Here is a 22,989-nt window from a genome sequence, read left to right as displayed (position 1 = left end):
TCTGTATTCCCTTCAAACCCCGGGGTCCCATTTGGGGGCCGGGGTTCGTTATCCCGCCCGGGGGGGGGCGCGCGCCCGGCGCCCCCCCCCCCCGCCCCGCCTCACCCACCGATGGTGAGTTGGCGGTCGTGGAAATCGAAGTGCCGCACTGGATACCGGTAGACGTCTTCGATGGTCATCACCGGCGTGAAGAACGGGTACCCGAACACCATGTGGAACAGCAATTGCTCGTTCGTCCACCGAGTGCCATGGGTGGGCCGCTCGAAGCCTTCATCGGTGCAGGAGTCGACCAGCTCGTGTAGACGCCGCCGCGCTCCCTCGAACTCGGCGGCGATCGCACATCGATCCACGGCCGGCTTGGTCATCCTTCGCCTCGGTGTCGACTTCGATTGTCGTCCTGCTGACGCGGGTGAACAAGGCGACGGGCAGGGATGTGTCCGGGTCGAAGCTCGGCTATATGCCGATGGCCGAACGCTTCGCCCGCCAGCAGCTGCATGCGCCCCTCGTCGCCAGCGAAATGCACCTGCACGGTGATTCTTGCGGGTGCGGTGTCACCGTGCGTGCCGGAGCGGAATGCAGAAGTCGCCACACGCGAGCGCGGGGGTCGCGCCGACCGGGAAACCGCTGTGCCGGGCCGCGTCGTGGCTTACCGTCGGATTTGTGTGACTTGCCCGGTCCAGTGAGTAGGGGAGACCGGGCCGTGAGTACCGCTGATGATCTCGACGACGCCTTCACCGATCGCCCGTGTGCGCACGCCATCGGATGAGGCTGTGCTGGGCGTTTTCGTCGTTCGTTTCACACGGAGGAGGACCGCTGTGACCGTCCAGATCGGTTGGCTACGCAAACTTCTCGATGAGGCCGACGGTGCCCCGGCCGAGGTTCCCGTCGATGGTTTCGGTTTCGGTGACGGGCTGCGGGTCCTGTTCCCGGACGGCGTGCTGCGCTTCGGGCACGATGGCGCGGCAACCCGCGAAGCAGTGGGCACTGCCCGTGTCCCCTTCTGCGAGACCGCGGCCGCGCTCACCCTCCAGATCGCCCCGGACGACAGCTCGGCCGCGCTGGAAATGCGCCTGCCCGGACCGGGGGCACCCGCACATCTGCTGGCTCGATGCCTCGGCTTCGAACTGCCTGTGCTGCCGTGTCAGGTGCTGGAGCGGGTCGACATCCGACTCGACGGGGCCGCCGGCGCGTCGCTGGAGGCCAGTGGCCTCGGGACGGTCGTGCGGATGCATGCGAACGATCAGCGGGTGTTCACGGTCGAGGCGGATGGCTGGCATGTGGTGTGCACCCACACGCCGGTGCCACTGACCCAGCTGGCGGAGCTGGGCTCTATCGAGGTGGTGCGCGGTGTGCTGCCCGACCCGCTCGCCACCGAGCTGCCACCGGGCAGCTGGCTACTGCTGCCCGCCGCGCCGACCCGCCCACGCAGGATGCTGGTGCCACTGGCCGCACCCCGCGGGGAGGTCGTACTCGATCCCTCCCGAGTGGACGGCCTCGGGAGGACGCTGCCGGTCGCGCAGCCGCGGGCACACCGCAGCGGGTTCGTGCACCCACCGGTCAGGGCGGTCGCGACCGCCGACGGGTTCGCCCTGCTCGCGGGCACCGGTTCCGGCTCCGAGCGCGGCAACGGCCGCTGGGCGCTGACCATCGGCGAGGATGGCGCGGTCGCCGACGTCACCTACGATTACGACCCGCTGATGATCAGCGGGGCGCTCGGGCTGCTGAACGCTCAGTCGCCGTACAAGACGATCATCGGCGGCGTCCTGATGTTCTCGTTCAAGGGCGCGAAGTCGAGCTTGTACGGCACCGGCGCGGGCGCGTACGTGGTGCCGGAGTCGGGGGCGGCGAAGCCGTCGTTCTTCGGCTACGCCGGGATCGGCGGCAACCCGGGCATCGGCATTCCCGCCATCCGATTGACCGGCGTGGCAGTCGGTTTCGGCTGGAACAGCCGTATCAGGGTTCCCGCGGTCACCGAGCTGGACGACTTTCCGTTCGTCAAGGCGCTCAGTGACCCGGCGTCGATCGGCGGCGAGACCGAGGATCCGGTCGAGATCCTGCGCACCCTCACCCTCACCGCCAATCCGTGGATCACGGCGAAGGACGACGAGCTGTGGGTGGCGGCCGGGCTGGGGTTCACCCTCGCAGAGCTGATCGAGGGCCGGCTGTTTGCCCTGGTGCAGACCGGCGAGGAGCTGACCATCGCCCTGATGGGCACCGGCGCCGCCGACCTACCCAAGGGAGCCGGGCGCAAGTACGCCCGGATCGGCGTCGGTCTGAGCGCGGTGATCAAACCCAAGCAGGGTGAGCTGGCATTCGACGCGGGTCTCACCAGCGATTCGTACCTGCTCGACCCGAATTGCCGGTTGCGTGGCGGGATCTCGCTGCGAACCTGGTTCGGGCCCAGCCCGTACGCGGGCGACTTCGTCTTCTCCGTCGGCGGGTTCCACCCGAACTACCGTGCGCCGAAACAGTATCCGGCGCAGCCGCGGGTCGGCTTCGATTGGGACTTGACCGGTTCGGTGACCATCTCCGGCAACGCCTACCTGGCCGTCACCGCGGGCGCGGCGATGGCGGGCGGCGGGTTGGCCATCCGGTTCCACTCCGGCGTCGTGCGGGCTTGGTGCACGGCGCAGGTCGATGCGCTGATCCAGTGGAAGCCGTTCTACTTCGACGTAGGCCTGAAGGTGTCCATCGGGGTGTCCGCTTCGGTGAAGATCATCTTCGTCCGCATCACCATCACCGTGGAAATCGGTGTGCACCTGGAAGTCTGGGGTCCACCGACCGGCGGCACGGCCAGGATCAAGCTGTGGTTCATCTCGTTCACCATCAACTTCGGTAACGGCCGCGCAGGGGCCAGCAACGAGCTGGATTGGCCTGGGTTCAGCGCACTGCTGCCGCCGGCGGAGAACAACGTGCGCGTGCTGCCGGGCGCGGGCCTCCTCGTCGAGAAGCACCCCGCCACCCGCACCCTCGCGAACGACTATTGGGAGGTATCGGCAAGCGGATTCACCTTCACCACCGACACCACAGTGCCGCTGACCAAGATATTCCTCGGCACCGCGACAGCACCCGCGGAATCGGGTAGCACGGTGAACCTGCGGCCCACCCGGTGGCGCGGCGTCACCAGCAACCAGCGGGTGAAACTCACCCTCGACGGCGCCGCCCGCGACCTCGGCGAATGGTCACGGGCCAAACGCACCGCCACCGTCGCCGCCGAACTGTGGGGCTCCCGCGGTTCCGGCAGCTTGCCCAGCGACGGCAACCACGTGGTGCCCGATCAGCTGCTGGGCGCCGCGATGACCTCGCCTGCACCGCGGCACGGCACCTCCACCGGATTCATCGACCAGGAGGCGATCGCATTCGACCCGGTCGACCCCGACGGCGCGCAGCCTCTGGACCCGAACGCAGGCCCGGTCGGCGCCCTTCCCACACGACCGGGCGGTGTCATCGCCACCATCGCCGCCACGGTCGCGGCCACCGAGCAGACGGCCGCGCGCCAGCGCCTCGCCGGGCAGCTCACCGCGCTCGGCTTCGACCTCGGCGCCCTCGACAACAACCTGTCCGGTTACGCCCGGGCCTGCCAGACGGCATTCACCGCCGAACCGATGCTGGTGTCCGCCAACTGAATCCGCTCCCTCCAGCGCCCGCCGAGAACAGGGGAACCTTCGCCATGCCGACAACCAGTCATCGCACCCGATTCTTGGACCACCGGATCCCGTCGCTCTACGCGGGCCAATACCTGATCAGCGTCGAACAGAACATCGACACCGTCGCCACCCTGACGACCCGGCAACAGCACTTCGGCGTGCGCGGGCCGCGATTCTCCTTGGGCGGCTCCGAGATCCACGGCTGCTACCCGGTGCCGGGAGCCGTCGGAAAGTACAGCCAGATCCTGCCGCACATCACCCTCGACGCCGCCGGCCTGCCTTGGGCGCGGCTGCTCGGTTCGTCCGGCGACGGCGTCCCATGGGTGGCGCTGCTGTTGTTCCGTGAAGGTGAACTGCCCGAGGACCCGCAGGCAGTCGGCGAAGTGACCGTGTCCACGGTCCGGCAACTGCTCGACCGCGCCGCCGGGCCCGGGAAACCGCCGACGATCACCGACGGGTCACTGATGGACGGCGAGGCCGAATTGGCCTGCAGCAGCATCCTCGTGCCCGCGAACGTGTTTGCCACGATCCGCCCGACCGTCGCCGAACTCGCGCTGCTCGCCCACATCCGGGAGGGCGGGCCGCCCGACGCCGATCACGTGCGCGGCACCGACCCCGAACCGCAGCTCTCCGACCTCAACGCCACTGTCGTCAGTAGCCGATTCCCGGCCGCGACCGCGGGCAGGCATGTCGCGCACCTGGTTTCACTGGAAGGGATGCATCAGTACCTCACCGGCACTCCACCGAGCGAGGGCCTGCGCCTGGTGACGCTGCACGCGTGGGCATTCGAGACGCTGCACGACACCGGCATCGGGTTCGGCGACCTCGTGCAGCACCTGGCCGCCGAACCCGATCTGGCGCTGCGGGTTCCGCTGGCCAGCGGATCCGCCGACGGCGATGCGATCGAACGACTGCGTTCCGGCGCCACCGCCATGGCGCAGCGTCTGGAATCCGGTGAGCGCAGCGTCAGCTTCTACCGCGGCCCACTCACGGCCGACCCCGCCCAGCGCCTGCCCGCCCCCGCCGCGCCCCGGCTCGAGTCCGCTGGGGAAGCTCTCATCTACTTGAAGCAGTGGGGGATCTTCGACACCGGCTACGCCAGCGCGTTCAGCCTCGGTCGCACCCTCGCGCTGGCTGATGCCCCGTTCCGGGACCGGCTGCTGGAATTCCGAAAAGTCGCGCGCCGCGCCGCCCGCCGGATCGGTGCGCATCCCGACCTGATCGCCGGACGCAGCGTCGAAGCCGCGGGCCGAGCGGTGCTGGAGAACCAGGCACGCCACGCCTTCGACCAGTTGCTCGAGACGCGGCTGTCCGGTGCGCTCGGCCGCAGCGGCGCCGACCTGGCCGCCGCCCCGATCCGCCCCGCCGCGCGGGCGACGCGCGGCAACGGCGCGCTGACGGCCGCCGGCCTGCGCGCCACTGTCGCACAGGCCGAAACGCGCGCGGTGTTGCGGGCCGCCGTCGCCGAGGAACTCGATCCGGTGCAGGAATGGCTGAATCGGCTTGTCGCGCTGGAGATGCTGCCGTTCGAGCATCTGGTGCCCGACCCACGCATGCTGCCACCGGAAAGCATCCGCTTCTTCTACGTCGACGAAGGGTGGCTGCGGGCCGCGGTAGACGGCGCACTCAGCGTGGGCGTCGGCCACGCTCTCGATGCCGACCTGAACACGCTGGCCCTCGAGGTCAGCGCGACTCCCGCGTGCGGGGTGCTGATCCGCTCCGCTCTCGTCCCGAACTGGCCGCGCACGATCTACAGCGCCTTCCGCGGCGAGCAACAAATCGCACCGAGCAGGCAGGCGAATTTCGGCAACGGCGTCCTGCTGCTGCTCTACCCGGAGGTCATCGACACCTTCACCATCGCGGAACCGCCACAAGGCCTGTACTTCGGCGTCGGCGACGTCGGCACCATCCAAATGCGTTGGCTGACCGGCAATATCGGCTCGCCCATAGACGACGGGGAGTTCCCCGAACCGGCTGGGTTCGGACGGTTCCTGCGCCCGTCCGGCGACGTGCTCGACATCGAGAACAAGCTGCTGCCCGAACTGGCCGCCGCGCACGGCATGTCGACGCTCTCGCCCGCTCAGTTCGCGCTGCAGATGATCCGAGCCCCGCAGATCCAGACTTTCGACCGTTCCTGACCCGATCCCGATCCTCCCGAAGGGGTACGCCCATGCCCAACGACACGCTCGTCGTCCCGGTCGAGGTCGCGGCTTTCGCGGTCAACGCGCAGACCCGCGACACCGACGGCACCTACGTCATGCAGCGCTGGATCGCCAATTTCGTGCCGTTCGTCGAGATCAACGCCGCACCCGAACCACAGCCGTTCTCCGGTACCGAGCCGTGGGGCGGCGATGCCTCCAGGCTCGGTGTGTATGTGCAGTGGCAGCTGCCCGAGGCTCTCACGCAGGGTCGCCAGGACGAAATCACCGGCGAGATAGGCGATTTCCCACTGGTGCCCAACCGCTGGCTGGTGACGCGGCGCTCGAATGGCGGTGTGCGCGCCTGGATCGTGCACAGCGACTTCCTGCACCCGCAGCAGGGTTCGGTGTCCTATCTGGACCCACACACCGAGAACGCCACCGCGACCAAGATCGGCAAACTGGTGGAGCTCACCACCGGCAGCCCGTGGCAGGAGCCGGGCGGCACCCAGTTCCTCACCGCGCTCGGGCCCGGGCTGCTCACGTTCTCGGTGTTCCAGCCCTACAACAAGAACGTCTTCTCCATCCACGATGCCCTCGCCGATATCGACGGCGACGACCGGCTCAGCTACCACGTCGTCGGCTGGTATTCCGACCCTGAGGCCGACATCCTCGTCGCCGGGGAGAACGCGGAAATCCCCTTCCCCGAATTGATGTCGAGCCTGGAGTGGAGTCTGGCCGCGACCTTCGGCTCCCCACGTCGCTCGGTGTACTCCGGTAGCGCCCTCGGGATCGACTGGCGCCCGAACGACGGTGTCTACCCATCCGATAGTCCGCGCGCCGCCGAGATCGCCGTAGCCATCGGCAACAGCACCGCCGAGGCGGCCGGTGTGCTCCAAGAGCAGTCGGGCGGCACCAGCTCGCTGAGCGAAGACGCGGCCCGGCTCTACAGCGCGTTCACCCTCGGCGTGCTGAACGAGTACGACCGTGCCGACGGCGAGTTGTTCCCCGACCGTGCCGCGCACCGCTCCGGATTCGGCCCCGTCCCAGGCGGGTTCACCTGGCGGGTGGTCGATCGCGGCGGCGAGGAAGCGCGTGCCGCGCTGTCGGCCGACGAACGGGCCGCCGAAAAGGCCCGCGCCGCCGACGTCGTCGCCGAACTCAACACTGCCCAACGCGAACTCGACGAGAAGGAACGCGAACTCGCCGACCTCCAGCAGCGCCTGCATGTGCTGTGGTCGCTGTCGCAGGAGCCGAATCAGCCGGACTTCTTCGCCACCCGCATAGACCGCGAACTCGATCCGAGCAATCCGGCGTACACGGCGGGCAAAACCGCCGCACTGGCCGCCGAGGTTGCGGCCATGCGCAACGAAATTCCCTGGGCGACAACCGCCGACGCGCTCGCCACCCGCGCGGCCGACTACGCCGCCCAGCACGGCCTACGGTCCACGCTGCAACTGCAACGCTCTCCTGAGGAGCCCTTCGAGCAGCACGCCGACCCGGTGTTGATGCTGGCAGGCGCCAACCTCAACGCGCCACTGACCCGCGGTTCGGACCTGCCGTGCCGGGTGGCCGAACGCCTGATCACGGCGATCGGCTCCATCACCGCCACCACGGTCGCCGACCTGGTGAATGACGTGAACGTCACCGGCCTGCCCGGTCCGATGCGTGCCCTGGTCACCGAGTTCTTCATCATCGACCAGGCCCGCAAGACCGGTGTCGGCCTCGGCGGCGCCACCGGGACACTGCCCGAATACGGTACCGCCCCGTGGCGTCAGCCCTGGCAGCCGCTGTATCTCATGTGGGAGGCCGAATACACCGCGATCCCGTTCGTGGAGGGCACCGCCGAACGCTGGCGCTTCGACGGCACCCGCTACCGCTGGCAGGGCGAGGGAACACTGAAGGCCGCCGTCACCGTCAGCGGCCGCCAAATGCTGGCACCCCTCAGCGGCTATGACCAGGAAGGCAAACTCGACAGCTACGCCAACGGCCGCGATGACCTGCCCGAACCACTGCTGCACGGGCTGCGCGAGCAATTGCACAGCCTCGACCAGCTGTCCCAGCGCCTCGATGGGCTCAGCGCCACCGTCGGCCAGCGAATGTCCGGAGGCAACCGCACACCCAGCGGTGCCATCGGCGATCTGATCGGCTCCGGCGTCGGCCCGGCCCCGGACCCCGGGCCCCAACCGGTGTTCGAATGGGACGACTGGGAGGACTCGGATTTCCAGGAACTCCGTTCCGGGCACCTGATGTTCACCCGGCTGTCGGTGGTCGACCGGTTCGGCCGCGCGGTCAACCTCATCGACAACCCGCTGCACTTCGACAGGCTGCGCAAACCCCGGTCCATGACCCCCGACCACGCCGTCGGCGAAATCCAGACCGACCGCTACGTGGAACTCGGTCCGCGACTGCTGCAACCGGCCAAGCTGCGATTCGACTTCTTGTCCGCCACCGCCGATTCCGATGTCGAACTCAGCGCGGGCGCCAACCCGATCTGCGCGTGGCTGGTGCACAACCGCCTCGATCGCGCGCTGGCGTGCTACGACCCGGAGGGCAAGGCGCTGGGCGATCTGCGAGTCGTGCTGTCCCCGAACGGGCAAAAGGTCGTCGAATGGACCCCGCTGCCCGAATCGCCGGTCCTGGAATTCGACCAGCTCGCCACGAACCACCCACACGCACACCACTTCCTGGCCGCGATCAAACAACGCGGACCGGCGGTGTTCGACGCAGTCCGCAAGCTGATCGACGACACCATCACCCTCATCGACCCGGACGGCCCAGAGGACAAAAGCCTCGGCTTCCTACTCGGCCGCCCACTGGCCCTGGTCCGGGCCCGCCTCGACCTGCGGCTGTGCGGTCCTGTGCGCACCGACGTCACCTGGCAGCAGGTACTCAGCCCACCGACCCCGAATATGCCGGGCTATCGCTGGAACGTCCGCCTCGGCGAAGCGTTGCAAACCGACGACGGCCTGGTCGGCTACATCCTCGACGAGGACTACAACCATTTCGAGACAGTGGTCACCCCGAGCGGCAACCACGGCGGCTACCTGCGCCCCATCGGCGACGGCGACCGCATCAAGCTCGCCTTCGCCAACGACAGCACCGCCACCCTCACCGTGCTCGCCGATCCACGCGCCGCCGTACACGCCACGACCGACATTCTCCCGGTCGAATCTGTGTTCATCCCACAGCGATTCACCGACGCCGCACTGGCCGAGATGGCGGTTGCATTCCGTGCTGGGCCGCTGCTGATCGGTACCACCGATCAGGGCGCGGCCATCCTGCCGCAGCCGGCCACCGTGACCGGCACATGGTCGTGGGCCGAACAGGTCGGCACCGAGTGGGCGCAGCTGCCGATCACGGCACCCGACCCGACCTCGCTCCCGATCGGCGACGACCACGAAATCCGTTCGGGATTCCTGGTGTTGAGCGACGCCGCCGAACACAGCCGCATTCCTGGCAACCAGCTGGGAGCACGCTGACCGCGACCGACCCGCAGCACCACGCCACCGAAACGATCGCTTCGGCCGCACCCCACCACGACACGACACGACACGACAGCATGCCACGCATCCGACGCTTACCCCTCCGACAAGCGAGGAGCCGCCGATGACCACGATCCCGCAGTACACCGCGACCACCGACGGCTCGATCACAAGCGACCCACCGCTGACCTTCGACCTCAACACCACTCCCGACCCGGTTCGGGTCTCACCGGCGTCCGGTGACCCGCAACGCGCCGATTTCGTTCTGGTGGGCAGCCGCCGCGGCCCGACCACTATCGAATGCCGCAAGGTCACCGTCGTGGTACCCACCGGCGAGAACTCTCCCGACCTGACCCCGGACCTCGCCAGCGCCTCGGCACAGATCAGCCTGGCCGATTGGACGCCGACCACCAACACCGCCGACAAAACCATCACCTTCACTTCCGCCTCCGGTTCCGCCGAGATCGGCCGCGACGAAGGCGTCACCGTGCAGTTGATGGGAATGCGCATCAATAGCGTCGTCGGCACCGCACTGCTGCGTCTCGAAGTCGAGTGGCGGGAAGCCGGATCCGACGACCAGTGGGAGACCGGCATCACCACATTCGACATCGGTAAGTTCCCGGCCGAGTTCGACCTCGTCGGTTTCATGGCCGAAGAGTTGGTCATCGACAACGGCGGCTCGGCCGAACTCAACTGGGAGGCCAAGGGAGTGTCTTCCCTGCGGTTGCTCTACGACGCCGCTGATGTCAACGTCATGAACCTGACCACGTACACGGTCAAGCACTTAGCCAAGACCACCGTCTTCTACCTGCGTGCGACAGTGCAGGTCGGCAACAACACCGTCGAACGTGTGCTCTCGACCACCGTCACCGTTCGAGTGCCTGACATGGAGATCGGAAACCTGCGGGTAGTCGGTTCACTGATGGTGGATTGGCCCAGCAGGCTCATCGTGGGAGGGCTGATCGGAGAAGACCCCGCACACTCCGCGCGGAACATGCTGGACGGCAACCTCGAAACCTACTATCTGAGCGAGTCCGGAGGTAACCCGAGCTACGGCGGCACGGTGAAAATCGACTTCGGCAGCCCACGGCCCATCCGCGATATCCACATCTATCTCGGAACTCCCGACGGCGCCCACCTGCCAAGTAGGTTCAACGTGCAACATTCCCTCGACGGCCATGGCTGGCGGCCCCTGATCTCGGAAATCACCCCGACGCCCGAGGCGCATTGGACGTCGGACGAAGACGTGATGATGCGCATCGTCCAGCTGTATGTCGAGAATCCGTCCTCCAGCATCGCTGTTCGACAGTTCCAAGCCGGGCAACCGAGGCTGCAAATCGGCGGCGCCGAAGCCGGATTCGGCATCCCGGTCACCGCGCATCGAGGCATCACCGAGGGGTGACGAACAGATCATCCCGCGCGGCTCACCTGGGCTCGGCAGGCGCGCTCGACCACGCTGCGGCGTTGTAGGCAGTGTGGATCGAATGCCGCCCACGGGAGCCGAAATACCCAGCAGCACAACGAATGAGGAGCCCGGCTGATGAGCACTACCATCCCGCAATACACCGCCACCACTGCCACGACCACCGACGGCGCGGTGGCCAACACCTCCCCGCTGCATTTCGACCTCAACACCAATCCCGACCCCGTCCGAGTCTCGCCGTCGAGCGGTGACCCGCAACGCGCGGACATCGTTCTGGTGGGCAGCCGCCGCAGCGCGACCGCGATCGAATGCCGCAAGATCACCCTCACCGTCCCTACCGGCAACAACTCACCCGATCTCACCCCGGACCTTACCAGCGCCTCCGCCCAGATCAGCCTGCCCGATTGGACTCCAACCACCAACACCGCCACCAAAACCATCACCTTCACCCCCGCCTCCGGCCACGCCGAGATCGGCCGCGACCAAGGCGTCACCGTGCAGTTGATGGGCATGCGCATCAACACCGAAATCGGCAGCGCGCCACTGCGTATCGACCTCGAATGGCGGGAAGCCGGCCTCGACGACCCGTGGGAAACCGGCACCACAATATTCGACATCGGTAAGTTCCCCCCGAACTTTCACCTGGCCAATTTCATTGCCGAACCACTGATCATCGACAACAACGGCTCGGTCGAACTCAACTGGGAAGCCAGCGGAGCCTCCTCGCTGCGACTGCTCTACGACACCGCCGAGGTCAACGTCCTGAACCTGACCACCTACCCGGTCAACAACGTGACCCACACCACCGTGTTCTACCTGCGCGCGACCGTCCAGGTCGGCAACAACACCGTCGAACGCACCCTGTCGACCACAGTCACCGTCCGCGTCCCTGACCTCGAGGTCAGCAACCTCACGGTGCTCGGTGCACTCACCATGGCGAAACCCTGGACCACGAGCGTGCCATTCTACCCAGGTGTCGACCCCCTCTACCCACTGGAGAATATGTTGGATGGAGACCTCGAAACGTATTACAAGGGCCAGCACGTCGTGGGCCCAAACGGCCCGCAAATAGATTTCGGAAGAGTGGCCGACATCGATGCCATCGATATCTATTTCGGCGATCCGAACGGCAGATACCTACCGCCGGCCGGGGAAGTGGTTACGTCCGTCGACGGCACGAATTGGCTGACACGGGGCGTATTCGAAGAAGGCCAGCGCGAGCTGCACGTGTCCTTGCCCTCGAGCGTGCCGGTGCGATATATCCAACTGAAATTCACCACCTATACAGCCAATACTCTCGCCATTCGATCGTTCCAGGTTGCGCCGCCGCCAGTACCGTTGCGAGTCACCAGCCAAGTCGCCGAGTTCGGCGTCCCGGTAACCGCACATCGCGGTGTCACCGAAGGCTGAAAGTCCTCCGCCACGACATCCTCGCCGGGTACGAGACCGAAGACCAAGCTTCGCGCATTCACGGGTCGGCTGAAGCGGACGGCATGTGAAGCGGAAACTGTTGCGCAGCAAGCCCGAAATCTGCCGACTGAGCCCAACCGGGGCAGTCTGGCCGATCAGGAAGCGCGCGTCCCAGCACGAGCGCAGTCGAGTACATCGTTGGGGAGCCGACCGACGCTGTCGCCGTCGGTGTCACCGCCGCACGGTAGCGTGCCGAACCAAGCAGTCCTTCGCCTGTGTGGCTGGTTCTCCCAGCCGTCGCAGGCTCGTCGGACTTGCCCTGACTCTCGTACCGGCACAGAACATTTCGCTACCAGGAAGATCTATGGCCCTGCATTCCGCCGCCAGTCGCTATTTCGGTTCCGCCGTCTCCACTCGGGTGACCGATGCCATCGATGACCACCTGCTCGACCACTGGGTGGGCGACCGCGGCCACCTTGTCGACGCCCATCTGGCGCTCAACTACCCGTACTTCGGAGCGATCGACAAGTCGCTGAGCGGATTCGTCATCCTCGACGACGAAGGTGACGACTACACCCTGCTGGATCTCCGCGGCACCGGCCGGGTGTGGTGGCAGGACCACGAAACCCGGGAATTGGAGCTGTGTTTCGACTCCTTCGACGACTGGCTCGCCTGCCAGGAGGAGCTCGGCCGCGCGGAGCAGGACGATGCGGACGACCGCTCGCCCCGGGATATTCGCAACTCCTTCCGGCCGCACTCACCCACCCTCGATGAGGAACCGACCCCCGGCAGCGCCGAACTGGCGGAGCGCTATCAATGGCTGATGTGGCTGCTGGCCCGGCCGCTGCTGCACGACGGGCAGCCCATGCAGGACGCCGAGGATCTGGCGTCCAACGCCGCCGGGCACTTCTCGCACCTGTGGGACGACGGTGCCCGCAAGGATTTCGAGGCGGAATTGCCGCTACTGCACCGGGATCCGCATCTGGCCATCTACTGGCTGCTGCACACCAGCCTGCTCGCCAACGACGCCGACCGTGCTCGGGTGCTCGATGAGATCGCTCGCGCCGAGTCGCGCCCCGAACTGCTGGACGCCTTCGTCGAGGTCTTCGGCGCACTGGCGATCGACGGCACCCTGACCGCCGTCACGGACTTCCGCATCCGCCGCTCACTGCTGCTGAGTTACCTTGCCCCCGACGACGACTCCCGCGCGCAGGCCGCGCTCACCGCCCTGGAGATGGCCCCGGACCACCAGCCACTCGGCCGTGCGAGCTGGATCATCCACGGGCTCGAGAGCGCGACGTTCAGCGTCGAGCGAGTGCTCGAGACGCTGGATCGTGTGCCCGACACCACGGGCACGGCGCTGCTGCGCGCCGATACGGACCGGCGAGCCGGCCGCGACCACAGCCCGGCCGCCGACACCCTCGTGCGACTGCTATCCGCCTCCACCTGCGACTGGCAGACCCGGGTATGGGCACTGTCGACGGCCCTGCCGCTGGTGCGCGATGGCGTGGCACTGGCCGAGGCGGCACGGGACCTGCTCACCAAGGATCCGTACAGTCGCCCGTGCCTGACCGCCCTGCTGCGGGCACACGAACTGTGCGGAGCCGAGCCGGTGCTCTCCCGCACGGAACTCGACCAGCGAGTCACCGCCGCCGAATCCTCGGCTCACTATCTGGTGCAGTTGCGCGAACAAGAGTGCGACCATGCCGCGTTGCTGGACGGGATCGACCGGCCCGAGCTGGCCGACGTTGTCGCACAACGGATTCTGCTGCGTGCCGACCTCGACAAAGCTCCGGCCGAAGCAATCGGGTGGGCGCTGCGCACCACCCTCGACGGCACCCGGGCCGATCGCGCCGAACTGGCCGCCATTGGTCTGGGACAACTGCCCGCGGAGGACCGCACGCAGATCGTCGGGGAACTGCGGGTGGATGCCGCCGACAGCCCCCTCGTGCCTGTCTTGATCCGGCTGCTCGAGCACACGCCGGAGCCCCACGCCTCGGACATTCTCGGCGACATGCAGGTCGACGATCTGAAAGAGACCGTCTGCGCGGCTCTGGCACCGGTTGCCCATCAGCCGCCGGTCTTCGACGAACTGATGCGGTTGACCGCGCTGCCCGCACCCGGCAGCACCGTCGAAGCGCTGTGGAATCAGCTGTTCGACGCGTCCGAGGAAGACAGCACGGTGCGGCGGCTCTCGCCGGAGCAGGCCGGGCGCGCTGCCGCCGCCATGATCGATACCGTGCTGACGCATCCCGCCATCGGCGCGCGCAATGCGGCGGGGCATCAGCTGTACCGGTTCGATCACCGGGGCGCGCAGGACTATCTCATCGCGGCACTCGACGAGTACGGGCAGCGCTACGCCGAGTCGGACCCGGCCGACAGCCCGGTGCTCAGCCACGGACAGACCCTCGACAGCCAGCTCGAGGATGTCGTCGCCAACCTGTACTCCGCCGTGCGCGCCATGGACACCACCACCGCGCGCACAGCGCTCATCGAGCGCCTGTTCACCGAGCGACGCAGCATCTGGCGCATGGGAAACGCGATCGGCAAGATCTTCTCCGCCGAGGTGCACCGCGAGGTGATGCGGGCGCTGCGCGACCGCCGTGACGCCCGCGCCGCCGGGCACTACGCCAATGCGCTCGCCGATCATGTCGGGCAGCGCTCGACCAAAGTGGAACTGCTGCAAGAGATCGTCGACTGGCCGACGCCCGTGGACGAGACCGATCAGCGCGTCTTCGCCTACGCGCTCATCATCGGCGTGGTGGCCGCCATGGAAGCCGAATCCTTCGATCTGGTCCGCGCCGCGCACGCCCGCCTCGAGGCCATTCCGGTCACGCCTGCCGAACCCGACAGCCTGGCTCGCGGCCGGGACTGGACCAACCCGCTCGATACCGACGACCTGCGCACCCGCCTGGCCGCGGTGTTGTCGGGGGAGGCCGACTCGCGGCGCAACGCCCTGCTCGAGCGTGGTGCGCGGGCACGGGGCGCGGGACGACCGCTCACCAAGATCAGCGACGACGACCTGTCCGTACTGGCAGGCACCAGCCTGCGGCGACGTCTGCTCAGCGATCCGGCCACCGGCCGGGTGTGGTTCCTCGACTCGGAGGGCGATATTTTCGCCTTCGACGGTTTCGGCATGTCCGAAGCCCCGTTCCTGCCGACCCCGATCGGCTACGGCGCTCTGCGGGAGTTTCTGGGGCAGACGACCGAACAGTCCGAGCGCACCCTGCTGTGGACGGCAGCCCGCGACGAATTCGTCGAACTGGTCCGCTATCTGGACCGGATCGTGTACCGATGGGGTGTCAACAATGGCCGTTTCGACACTATCGGCCTGGCCTTCCCCGATGCGTCCGCCGCCGAAACCGCTTTCGCCGCAATGAAAGCCACGAGCGTCGCGGCGAAGTACACCGAATCCGATCCGTGGTATCTGCCGGGGCGCGCCGCGATCCAGCGCACCTTCGCCCGCGCCGACGGCGAGTCCGAGTACCTGATGGCGTTCGACCGGCTCCTGTTCGCGGTGGATCCTGCGGCCGCGGCGGCGCACGAGCGCCGGGAGCTCGAGCTGTACCGCGACGGCGCGCGGCTGTCGTGTCTGGAGTCGGTGAGCTGGGACGGCTATCGACTGCGCACCGAGCTCACCGTCGCAGGGTGGGTTCGCGCGCGCATTCGCAATGACGCGCAAGACCCCGCCTGGCATGTGACCGCACTCGCCGAGATCGCGGAATACCTGGTGGCACAGGGATTCACCACGCACTCGCCCGGACTGGCAGGCTTCCGCGCGGAAGTCGGCGCGCCCGCTTCGGACGCGGAGATCGACGCGCTGGAAGCCGAGCTCGGCGCCCCGCTCCCCGAAAGTCTGCGCACCCTCTGGCAGCACGTCGGCCACGCCGAGTGGCGGGTCGGCGACATCGGCATGCGCCTGCTCGGTCCCGCCGAGGTGCGCCGCGAGCTGCCGCGCACGCGGGCGGCCGGACGGGAGTACACGGCCACGCTGCGCGGTGAACGCAAACAGGAGTGGGAGCCGGTGCTCTCGACCCTGAGCCCACTGGTGCTGGAACTCGACGGCACCATCGACACGGTGTTCGCCGAGGTAGCCGCCCCGCGCACGGACGACCGGGTATTCGCCCATCTGGGTCGGCATCCGGCCGAGGCGTGGTGGGAACGGTCGCTGTCGTGGATCCTCGCGACCTCGTTCCTGAGCCAGTTCGCCGACCGGCTCGAACGGGCCGTGCCCGAGATCATGATGCTGTCCGGGGGTCAACGGCGCGGGCCCGAGCTCATCCGCCGATATTTCGAGGCCACCGGGTCGCACGGTACGAAGTTCTGGGAGATCGTCACCGATCCCGGTCTCGACGTGGTCGCCACCCGGTACGGCAAGGTCGGTACCGAAGGCACCGTATCGGTCAAGCGCTGCGGCGATCCGGGCAAGGCCGCCGCGCACGCCGCGAAAATGATTGCCGCCAAGGAGAAGAGCGGATATCGGGAAAGCGCCGACTGATCGGCACCGTACCGCCGCGCGGCATCAGCCGAGCATCTTGCGTGCGAAACCGGTGTCGGCGAGTTCGTCGACACCGGACACGGCCTAGCCGCCGAGCGGACGAAGACCGATGATCGTGCGTCGGGCGGCGTAGATGTAGTGACCGTTGCCCTTCGCGCTGAGCTCGCCCTCGCCCGTGATGGCGTCGGGATCGGCGTGGACCGCGAGGAATGGTATGTCCCAGGTGATTTCGCCGGTTCGGAGGTCGACAGCCCACAGGCCGGTGGCATCGGTGAGGATGGCGAAATGACCGTCCCAGCCGTGCACCGCGCCGAAGCGTTCGGTATTCCTACGCCAAAGACGTTGCCCGGTGCGCAGATTAACCCCGGTCGCAGTAAGAGTCGCGGGATCGTGGAGGAGGGCGACGTCACCGAGCACAGCCGTCGCGGTGCCTCGGTTCGCGCCACCGCCGTTGCGGTCGGGGCCGTTCTGCACGAGGTCGGTATCGGTCCACCGGACGGTTCCGTCACGGCGATCGTAGGCGCCATCGGCCAGCAGGACGGGGATCGTCGCGTCGGCGGGCCTGTCGAACGTCAGATCGTGCACGCCCTCGCCGTTGGTCGCGACGAGTGCGCGTCCGGTGCGGTCCAAGATCTCGGCGCCGACAGGCGAATATCCGGCGCACCCGGTGTGGTCGTGCAGGACGAGGGCGTCGAAAGTCTGAGTGATGCGGGAACATCCGTGCAGTTGCGCGGTCCATGTCGGATCGCCGCCGCCCAGGTCGAAACCGGCGACGTCGGCGCCGAGGGCCAGCACACCCTGCCCGCGCGAGACGTCCAAGGCGTCGGAAGACAGGTCCTCCCACAAGGTGCCCATCGCGAACGCCCTGGTCCAGTAGGCGTCCGGATCCGCGAGCGTCCCCGCGTGGACCCGCACGTCGTCGGACTCGACATCGCCCTCCGCGATGTAGACGCGATCGTCGGCCGCCGCGAGCGCGAAAACGAGCCAATCGGTGGGTGTGCGGGTGATCGCTCCGCTGGCGACGTCGTAGCCGACCAGGGCCGGTACCTCAGCCATCGGGGACGTGAAGCACACGACGTCGCCGTCGACCGGAGTTCCCGCGCACCCGCCGAGCTCGCCCGCGGGAGCCCGCCAGCGCGTCGCGCCTGTCGTCGCATCGATGCCGTACATCACCGGGTCGCGCACCATGGATCCGTCCGCGACCCCGATCACGGTCACCACGGTGTCTCCCGCGTCGACGAAACCCGTGGCGTCCAGGTCGAATTCGGTGCCGGCTACCGGATCGCGGAACTCCGCCGACGCTCGCCCATCGATGGCCACGGCGTCGATCGACCACGCCAAACCTGGTGCGGCGTCGACAGTTCCGGTGATCTTGCGGGTGCCGTCCTCGGGATGAAGCAGCACCGCGACCGCGACCGTGCTCGTCACGACGGCGGCCACGGCGGCCAGCACCAGATTGCGGATGCCGGGCGGCCACGCCATCACGACACCTCCAGTCCGGGAGTCAGCGCGATCGCCTCCAACTGCGCGACGCTCAGCGGCTCGGCGGGACTGTCCGCGGCGGAAACCACCTGCACAGTGGCCCCGGCCGGGCGAGTCACGACGACGGTGCGCGTCAGCTCCGACGTCGCCGCGAGAGTCGTTCGCGCTTCCCGGCTTTCGACGACGGTTCCGTCCGGCAGCTGCCGTGCGGTGACCCGCTCCCCGCTCGAAGGCCCAGCGGATTCCGTCGTCGGCGTCGTCCGACCGGCGCCGATCGCGATGCTCAGGCGCGCGCGGTGGCCCGCGACGGTGACGCGAACCGTCTGACACGCGCCGCCGGAGTCGTCCGCGCCGGGACGCAGCGCCCCCAGCGGGCGGTCGAGGGTGAGGCCGTCGAGCGGGATCCGCGCCAGTACCGCGTTCAGTCTGCGCGCTTCGGCCTCGTCGATCGCGGCGGTGTCCTCCGCCGCGAGGCGGCAGTCTTCGGGCGGGTCCGGCGTGCCTGGTGGCACGGGCGCGGTGACCCGCGCCCCCGGCGCACTCACCAGGCCGACGAGTTCGTCGACGGACAACGGCACGATCCCGGTGGGATCGAGCCCGTGTGGCGCGTCGGTGGCAGAGGCCATCACGACGCTGCCGTCGGGCGCGTAGGCGCGGGCAGTGCGGGACAGGGTGCGCACCCCGTCGAGCTGCGACCAGGTGTCGTGTGTGTCGACCGTCGTACCGTCGGCGAGCAGGCGACGCTCGTCGAGCTCCCCGGCGACACAGGGCGGGATCGGAGCGGTGGATTCCCGCACCGAAACAGACAGCGACCCCGCCAGATCGCCGCGCCGCAGCGTGGCGCGCGCGTCTGTGGAGCCGCCGAAGTTCGCGAATTCGGCGAAGTCACCGGGGTTCCCGAGGATCGGCTGGAACAACAGCGACTCACCGACAGGCGCGAAGCCGATGGCCACTCCGCCGGGCAGCGCCTCGTGCAGCGCGGTCGACATCGCGACGGCTTTGGGTCCGGAGAACCACGGGTACGCCGGGTTGTCGTAACCGAATTCGCCGCTGACCGCGAAGCCCATCAACCCGCCTTCGCCGGGCGGTTCGACGGTTGCGCAGCCGGGAATCCGCGTCGGATACGTGACCGGCGGGGTGACGAAGGGCGCCTGCGGCGGCTCGGCCTCAGTGGTTGTGCTGGTTGTGGACGTAGGTGTGGTCGTCAGGTCGGGATCCGGTTCGTGCAGCAACCCGCCGACGATGACGCCGCTCGCCACGATCGCCACACAGAGCAGGCCTTGCGTCCACGCGGTGACCGCGCGCGACGGCGTCGTGTCCGCGCGCGTTTCCTCCGGCACCGTTGCTCCCCTCCGATCCCGACCATTAGATCAGGCGGCAGACACGCCGACCACGGGAGGTCACGATGGATCTGCCGATGCGCCATGGCCGCACCTACTACGACCGAAAACGCCCGGTTGCGCTGCGTTGACGGCGAGCGAGATCGGTAACGTGATGACGGTGCGGTCGCGGTCGGGGACTGGTTGGTGGCCCGCTGAGGTCGAGAACGCGCTGGAAACGGCGGGGTGTCCTGCCGCCGTTGCGAAGTCGCGCCGCTTAGGCTGTCGAGCGCTGAACCGTAGCTGCCACCATGTCGGCCTTGCGAACGGAGGCTTATGCCGAGCGATTCTGAACCCGCAGTGACAGGACTGAACCGGCGCGCGGCGATCGGCACCGGCGCCGCCGCGCTCGGTGGAGCAGCGCTGGGCGCAGGACTGATGGCGGCTACCGGCTGCGCCGATACTGTGGCGAGCCAACTGCCGAACACCGGTGAGATCGCCGAGAATCTGCAGAACTCCCCGCACCTGTTCCACCTCGCCTCGGCGGATCAGCAGCGCTTCGACGGCGGCACCCTGCAAGGCGCCCATGAGGGTAGCTTTCCCGTGCTGGCCGGGCAGAACGGATCGGTCTACTTCGTGCGACTGGAGCCCGGCGGCATCCGCGAGCCGCACTGGCATCCGACCGCCTGGGAAATGAACTACCACATCTCCGGAACCGCGAAATGGACCATCCTCGGCACCCATTCCGACGGCAGCTATCACACCGAATCCTTCGAAGCCCATCCCGGTGACCTCGTGTTCGCACCACAGGGCTTTTTCCACTACTTCGAGAACGCCCGCACCGACGCGCCCCTCGAGGTCCTCATCGTCTTCAACACCAGCGCCGCGGAGACCAACGACGACATCGGCATCGTCGCCGCGATCAACTCCATCCCGCGCTCGGTGCTCGCCACTGTGCTCGGCATCCCGGAATCCACCCTGGCGCGAATTCCCACCGACGTGAAACCAGTCGTGGTCACCAAACGACACTGACGGTGATGGCTGCCCGACATTGCCACGCCCGCACAGGCGCCCGGTACGGTGCGGAAGATACTCGAACTGCGCAGTACTGCACACCAAAGCATCACCGCCGCAGTCGATTTCGTGCAGACGGCCATCCGGGAGTCAGCCTGCGGCCCGTGGCGTCGCATAGAGATCTGAGCGATTTCTCGGCGCCGTTCGAGAGCGCGAGCGCTCCGATCGCCCACCGGTATTCGCCAGGGAGGTCTGGTCGCGAATTGCCTGTGGATTCGGCACGTTCGCGCTGCCGGTCAAGCGGAAACCCCACACGCTCAACGAACCGGCGAGACTGATATAGAGGATGTAGGCGACGTAGACCAAGCAACCGTAGTCGCGTGACCAACTCCGCACCTTCAGCAATGCGGCGAACCCGGCGCCGGCCAGCATGACGCCCAGAACGAGTGCGGGTACTCCGAGCGGGGCGATATCGTCGTTGCCGGCGCGCGTATTGGGCGAGGGAAGGTTTCCGGCGCGTTCCGTTGCCGGCCGGAGATTGTTGACTGCAGGCTTATTCGATTGCGGGGGAAATGATTCCGTCGGAATCGACATGATCAACTCTTTCTGGATCTTCCGACAACTGGGGCCGATTCGGCGGCATTCGTGATGGGGTCGAGGCGGCCGCCGTCGTGCGGCTGCGGTGACGCACTGCGGGCCTCGACGCCATAGCTGCGTTGTCGACGGGCATCGGATCAGCGGATGGGTCGCTCAGGGTTGATGCCGGAACGGTAGACCGCCGTGCGGGCCGGGCCATCGTCTCGAGAGCACGAAGTCTGCCCGGATGTTTGTCACCGGCGGACGCACTATGCCGGGTCCCGGCGCAATGCGGCCGCCCCGTACCACTGGCACGCCAGCAAAGCCATCTCGACCTCGAGCCGGTCGTCGTCGATCGGTCGACCCCGTCGCGCCACCGCTCGCGCTACCCGGTACTTCACGGAATTGGCGTGCAGGTTCATCTCCGCGGCCGCGGCCTTATAGCTCGACCCGGCACGCAGGAACACCCGTAATGTCTCCCGCAGCCGCTCATCGTTGTCGTTGTCGGCGGCCAGATCGCCGAGTACCTCGCTCACCCATTCCCGTGCTTCCGCGATGTCGCCGCACAGCAGAGCTGCGGCTGACAGTCCCGGGTCGGTCGCGGAGAACACCATCGGATGGTCCATGCCACGAGCGAGCGCGACCGCCCGCGCGGCCTGAGCGTGCCGATGTGATCGGCGGAAGCCCGCGACCCCGGCGCCGGGCGTGCCGATCGCGAAGCACGGAACGTCGGCGCGGTCGCGTGCGAAGCTGCGGACGGCGCCGACCAGGTCTACGGGAAGCGATCGGTAGGGCAGCCATGCCCATGCGTTGACCCGATCGGCGGCGGCGAACAGCGGGCGAGCCGCCGTATCCGCCGCTTCGGCCAGCTCCCGCACGAACCGCTGCATTCGGGGCACCTCGTCACCGTCGGTGCTCAGCTCCGGATACCACAGTACGAGTGCGAGGTGATGCCAGCGCAGCGGATAGCGGATCGATTCGGTCGCCGCGTCGACGTCGATGACGCTCGTCCCGGACAGCACTTCGCGGACCTCGAGGGCACGGAGGCTGTTCTGGTTCTCCAGCCACTGTTCCCGCTCACCCTGGTAGGCGGCGACCACCTGCCAGGTGATCGAGTCGACGTAGTCGAAAAGCGTCGTGGTGATGGCTTGCAGGACGTCGACGCACTGCTGTGCCGGGATGTCGGCGGCGCGCACCTCCGCGAAGACCAGTTCGCTCATCCGTCGCTGCCCGATCCAGTAGGAGCGAGCCAAAGAGCTGACCGGAACATCGTGTTGGGCAAGGCGTTTGGCGTACTCGATCGCCGCCGCTGGCGCCTGGATGCGCGCGACCGGGATATCGTGGCGCAGCGCGTGCAGCAGCGTTTCGACATTGGCTTCGACGCTGGCGCCGAGCAACTCCCTGGAATGTGTGTCGTCGCGCAGTGCGACTAACTCTTTCTCGAGTTCGCGTCGGATGGTCGCGCCGATTTCCGTCACCCGCTCGTTCATCCGGGCGGCGATCCGAACAACGTGGTGGCCGGGCTCGGCTTTGCCATCGCGACGAGAAGTCGTCACCCGATCATTGTAGGTACCTCGATCCGGCGCCATCGGAAGGTGCTTCCGTGGACTGTGCTGTTGGAAGTCATCGGCGTCGCCTGCTCGTGGAACGCGGGTTCGGTAACCACAGCTGCTACCCGGCAACCTGAGACAGAACCGTTATCCGAGCGGAAGGATTTCCAAGGTCAGAGCGGGATCCGCGGATCAGATCGCGGTTCGGTCTCGCGTGCAGCTCGAGTTGGCGCGGGCAGGAGGCACACCGATTCCTCCCGGTCGAGCCGGCTCATCGCGCACAGCGCCGACAGCGGCGGCGAGCTGATCGGCCTGTGTCAGCTCGCCGAGCTGAAGGTAGTCGAAGACCCTGATCTGCGGTGTGCCACTTTTCGTGAACTCGCCCTGGTTTGCACAGCCGCTCAGGGGGTTCGCGGGAGTAGTCGGGTTCGGCGCGGCAACTTTCGT

The 22,989-nt window shown here is 67.6% G+C and carries 12 protein-coding genes; 7 read left to right on the top strand and 5 right to left on the bottom strand.

The features are described from left to right. Positions 1–101 precede the first annotated feature (101 nt). Entirely contained in the window at positions 102–365 is a 264-nt protein-coding gene (locus AB0H50_RS26945) for a hypothetical protein (protein WP_357457643.1), read from the bottom strand. A gap of 450 nt (positions 366–815) precedes the next feature. On the opposite strand from AB0H50_RS26945, the gene AB0H50_RS26940 reads away from it, so the two are divergent. From AB0H50_RS26940 to AB0H50_RS26915, 6 genes are all read left to right on the top strand, one after another. After that, the gene (locus AB0H50_RS26940; RefSeq protein WP_357457641.1) at positions 816–3,626 is read left to right on the top strand and encodes a DUF6603 domain-containing protein; all 2,811 of its coding nucleotides are present in this window, start codon (positions 816–818) and stop codon (positions 3,624–3,626) included. 44 nt (positions 3,627–3,670) lie between these two features. Continuing rightward, positions 3,671–5,785, top strand: coding sequence for a hypothetical protein (locus AB0H50_RS26935; RefSeq protein WP_357457639.1), 2,115 nt, complete (start codon positions 3,671–3,673; stop codon positions 5,783–5,785). Positions 5,786–5,817: 32 nt separating this feature from the next. Continuing rightward, a complete protein-coding gene (locus AB0H50_RS26930) occupies positions 5,818–9,267 on the top strand; it encodes a hypothetical protein (RefSeq protein WP_357457637.1) in 3,450 nt (1,149 codons plus the stop codon). Between the two features lie 127 nt (positions 9,268–9,394). After that, on the top strand, positions 9,395–10,672 hold the full coding sequence (locus AB0H50_RS26925; RefSeq protein WP_357457635.1) for a discoidin domain-containing protein: 1,278 nt from the start codon (positions 9,395–9,397) through the stop codon (positions 10,670–10,672). A gap of 195 nt (positions 10,673–10,867) precedes the next feature. Further along, a complete protein-coding gene (locus AB0H50_RS26920) occupies positions 10,868–12,103 on the top strand; it encodes a discoidin domain-containing protein (RefSeq protein ID WP_357457633.1) in 1,236 nt (411 codons plus the stop codon). A gap of 364 nt (positions 12,104–12,467) precedes the next feature. Then, the gene (locus tag AB0H50_RS26915) at positions 12,468–16,601 is read left to right on the top strand and encodes an SMI1/KNR4 family protein (protein WP_357457631.1); all 4,134 of its coding nucleotides are present in this window, start codon (positions 12,468–12,470) and stop codon (positions 16,599–16,601) included. Positions 16,602–16,685: 84 nt separating this feature from the next. Here the strand turns inward: AB0H50_RS26915 and AB0H50_RS26910 are convergent, their stop codons facing one another. After that, positions 16,686–18,083 (bottom strand): PQQ-binding-like beta-propeller repeat protein, encoded by a 1,398-nt coding sequence (locus AB0H50_RS26910; RefSeq protein WP_357457629.1) that lies wholly within the window; start codon positions 18,081–18,083, stop codon positions 16,686–16,688. Next, a complete protein-coding gene (locus AB0H50_RS26905; protein WP_357457627.1) occupies positions 18,083–19,423 on the bottom strand; it encodes a hypothetical protein in 1,341 nt (446 codons plus the stop codon). The genes AB0H50_RS26910 and AB0H50_RS26905 overlap by 1 nt, the downstream gene beginning before the upstream one ends. Positions 19,424–19,762: 339 nt before the next feature. On the opposite strand from AB0H50_RS26905, the gene AB0H50_RS26900 reads away from it, so the two are divergent. Then, the gene (locus AB0H50_RS26900; protein ID WP_357457625.1) at positions 19,763–20,434 is read left to right on the top strand and encodes a cupin domain-containing protein; all 672 of its coding nucleotides are present in this window, start codon (positions 19,763–19,765) and stop codon (positions 20,432–20,434) included. Positions 20,435–20,566: 132 nt separating this feature from the next. Here AB0H50_RS26900 and AB0H50_RS26895 read toward each other — a convergent pair whose 3' ends face one another. After that, on the bottom strand, positions 20,567–21,010 hold the full coding sequence (locus AB0H50_RS26895) for a hypothetical protein (RefSeq protein WP_357457623.1): 444 nt from the start codon (positions 21,008–21,010) through the stop codon (positions 20,567–20,569). A gap of 251 nt (positions 21,011–21,261) precedes the next feature. Next, a complete protein-coding gene (locus tag AB0H50_RS26890; RefSeq protein WP_357457621.1) occupies positions 21,262–22,548 on the bottom strand; it encodes a helix-turn-helix domain-containing protein in 1,287 nt (428 codons plus the stop codon). Positions 22,549–22,989 lie beyond the last annotated feature (441 nt).

The organism is Nocardia sp. NPDC050793, assembly GCF_040654065.1.
GTDB lineage: Bacteria > Actinomycetota > Actinomycetes > Mycobacteriales > Mycobacteriaceae > Nocardia.
Note: the sequence above shows the minus strand (reverse complement) of the source record. Positions and strands in the feature narration are given on the sequence as shown.

Excerpts from the sequence above, each read along its gene's own strand:
- AB0H50_RS26925 (WP_357457635.1), top strand. The coding sequence starts at position 9,395 with ATGACCACGATCCCGCAGTACACCGCGACCACCGACGGCTCGATCACA.
- AB0H50_RS26895 (WP_357457623.1), bottom strand. The coding sequence starts at position 21,010 with ATGTCGATTCCGACGGAATCATTTCCCCCGCAATCGAATAAGCCTGCA.
- AB0H50_RS26935 (WP_357457639.1), top strand. The coding sequence starts at position 3,671 with ATGCCGACAACCAGTCATCGCACCCGATTCTTGGACCACCGGATCCCG.
- AB0H50_RS26910 (WP_357457629.1), bottom strand. The coding sequence starts at position 18,083 with ATGGCGTGGCCGCCCGGCATCCGCAATCTGGTGCTGGCCGCCGTGGCC.
- AB0H50_RS26945 (WP_357457643.1), bottom strand. The coding sequence starts at position 365 with ATGACCAAGCCGGCCGTGGATCGATGTGCGATCGCCGCCGAGTTCGAG.
- AB0H50_RS26930 (WP_357457637.1), top strand. The coding sequence starts at position 5,818 with ATGCCCAACGACACGCTCGTCGTCCCGGTCGAGGTCGCGGCTTTCGCG.
- AB0H50_RS26915 (WP_357457631.1), top strand. The coding sequence starts at position 12,468 with ATGGCCCTGCATTCCGCCGCCAGTCGCTATTTCGGTTCCGCCGTCTCC.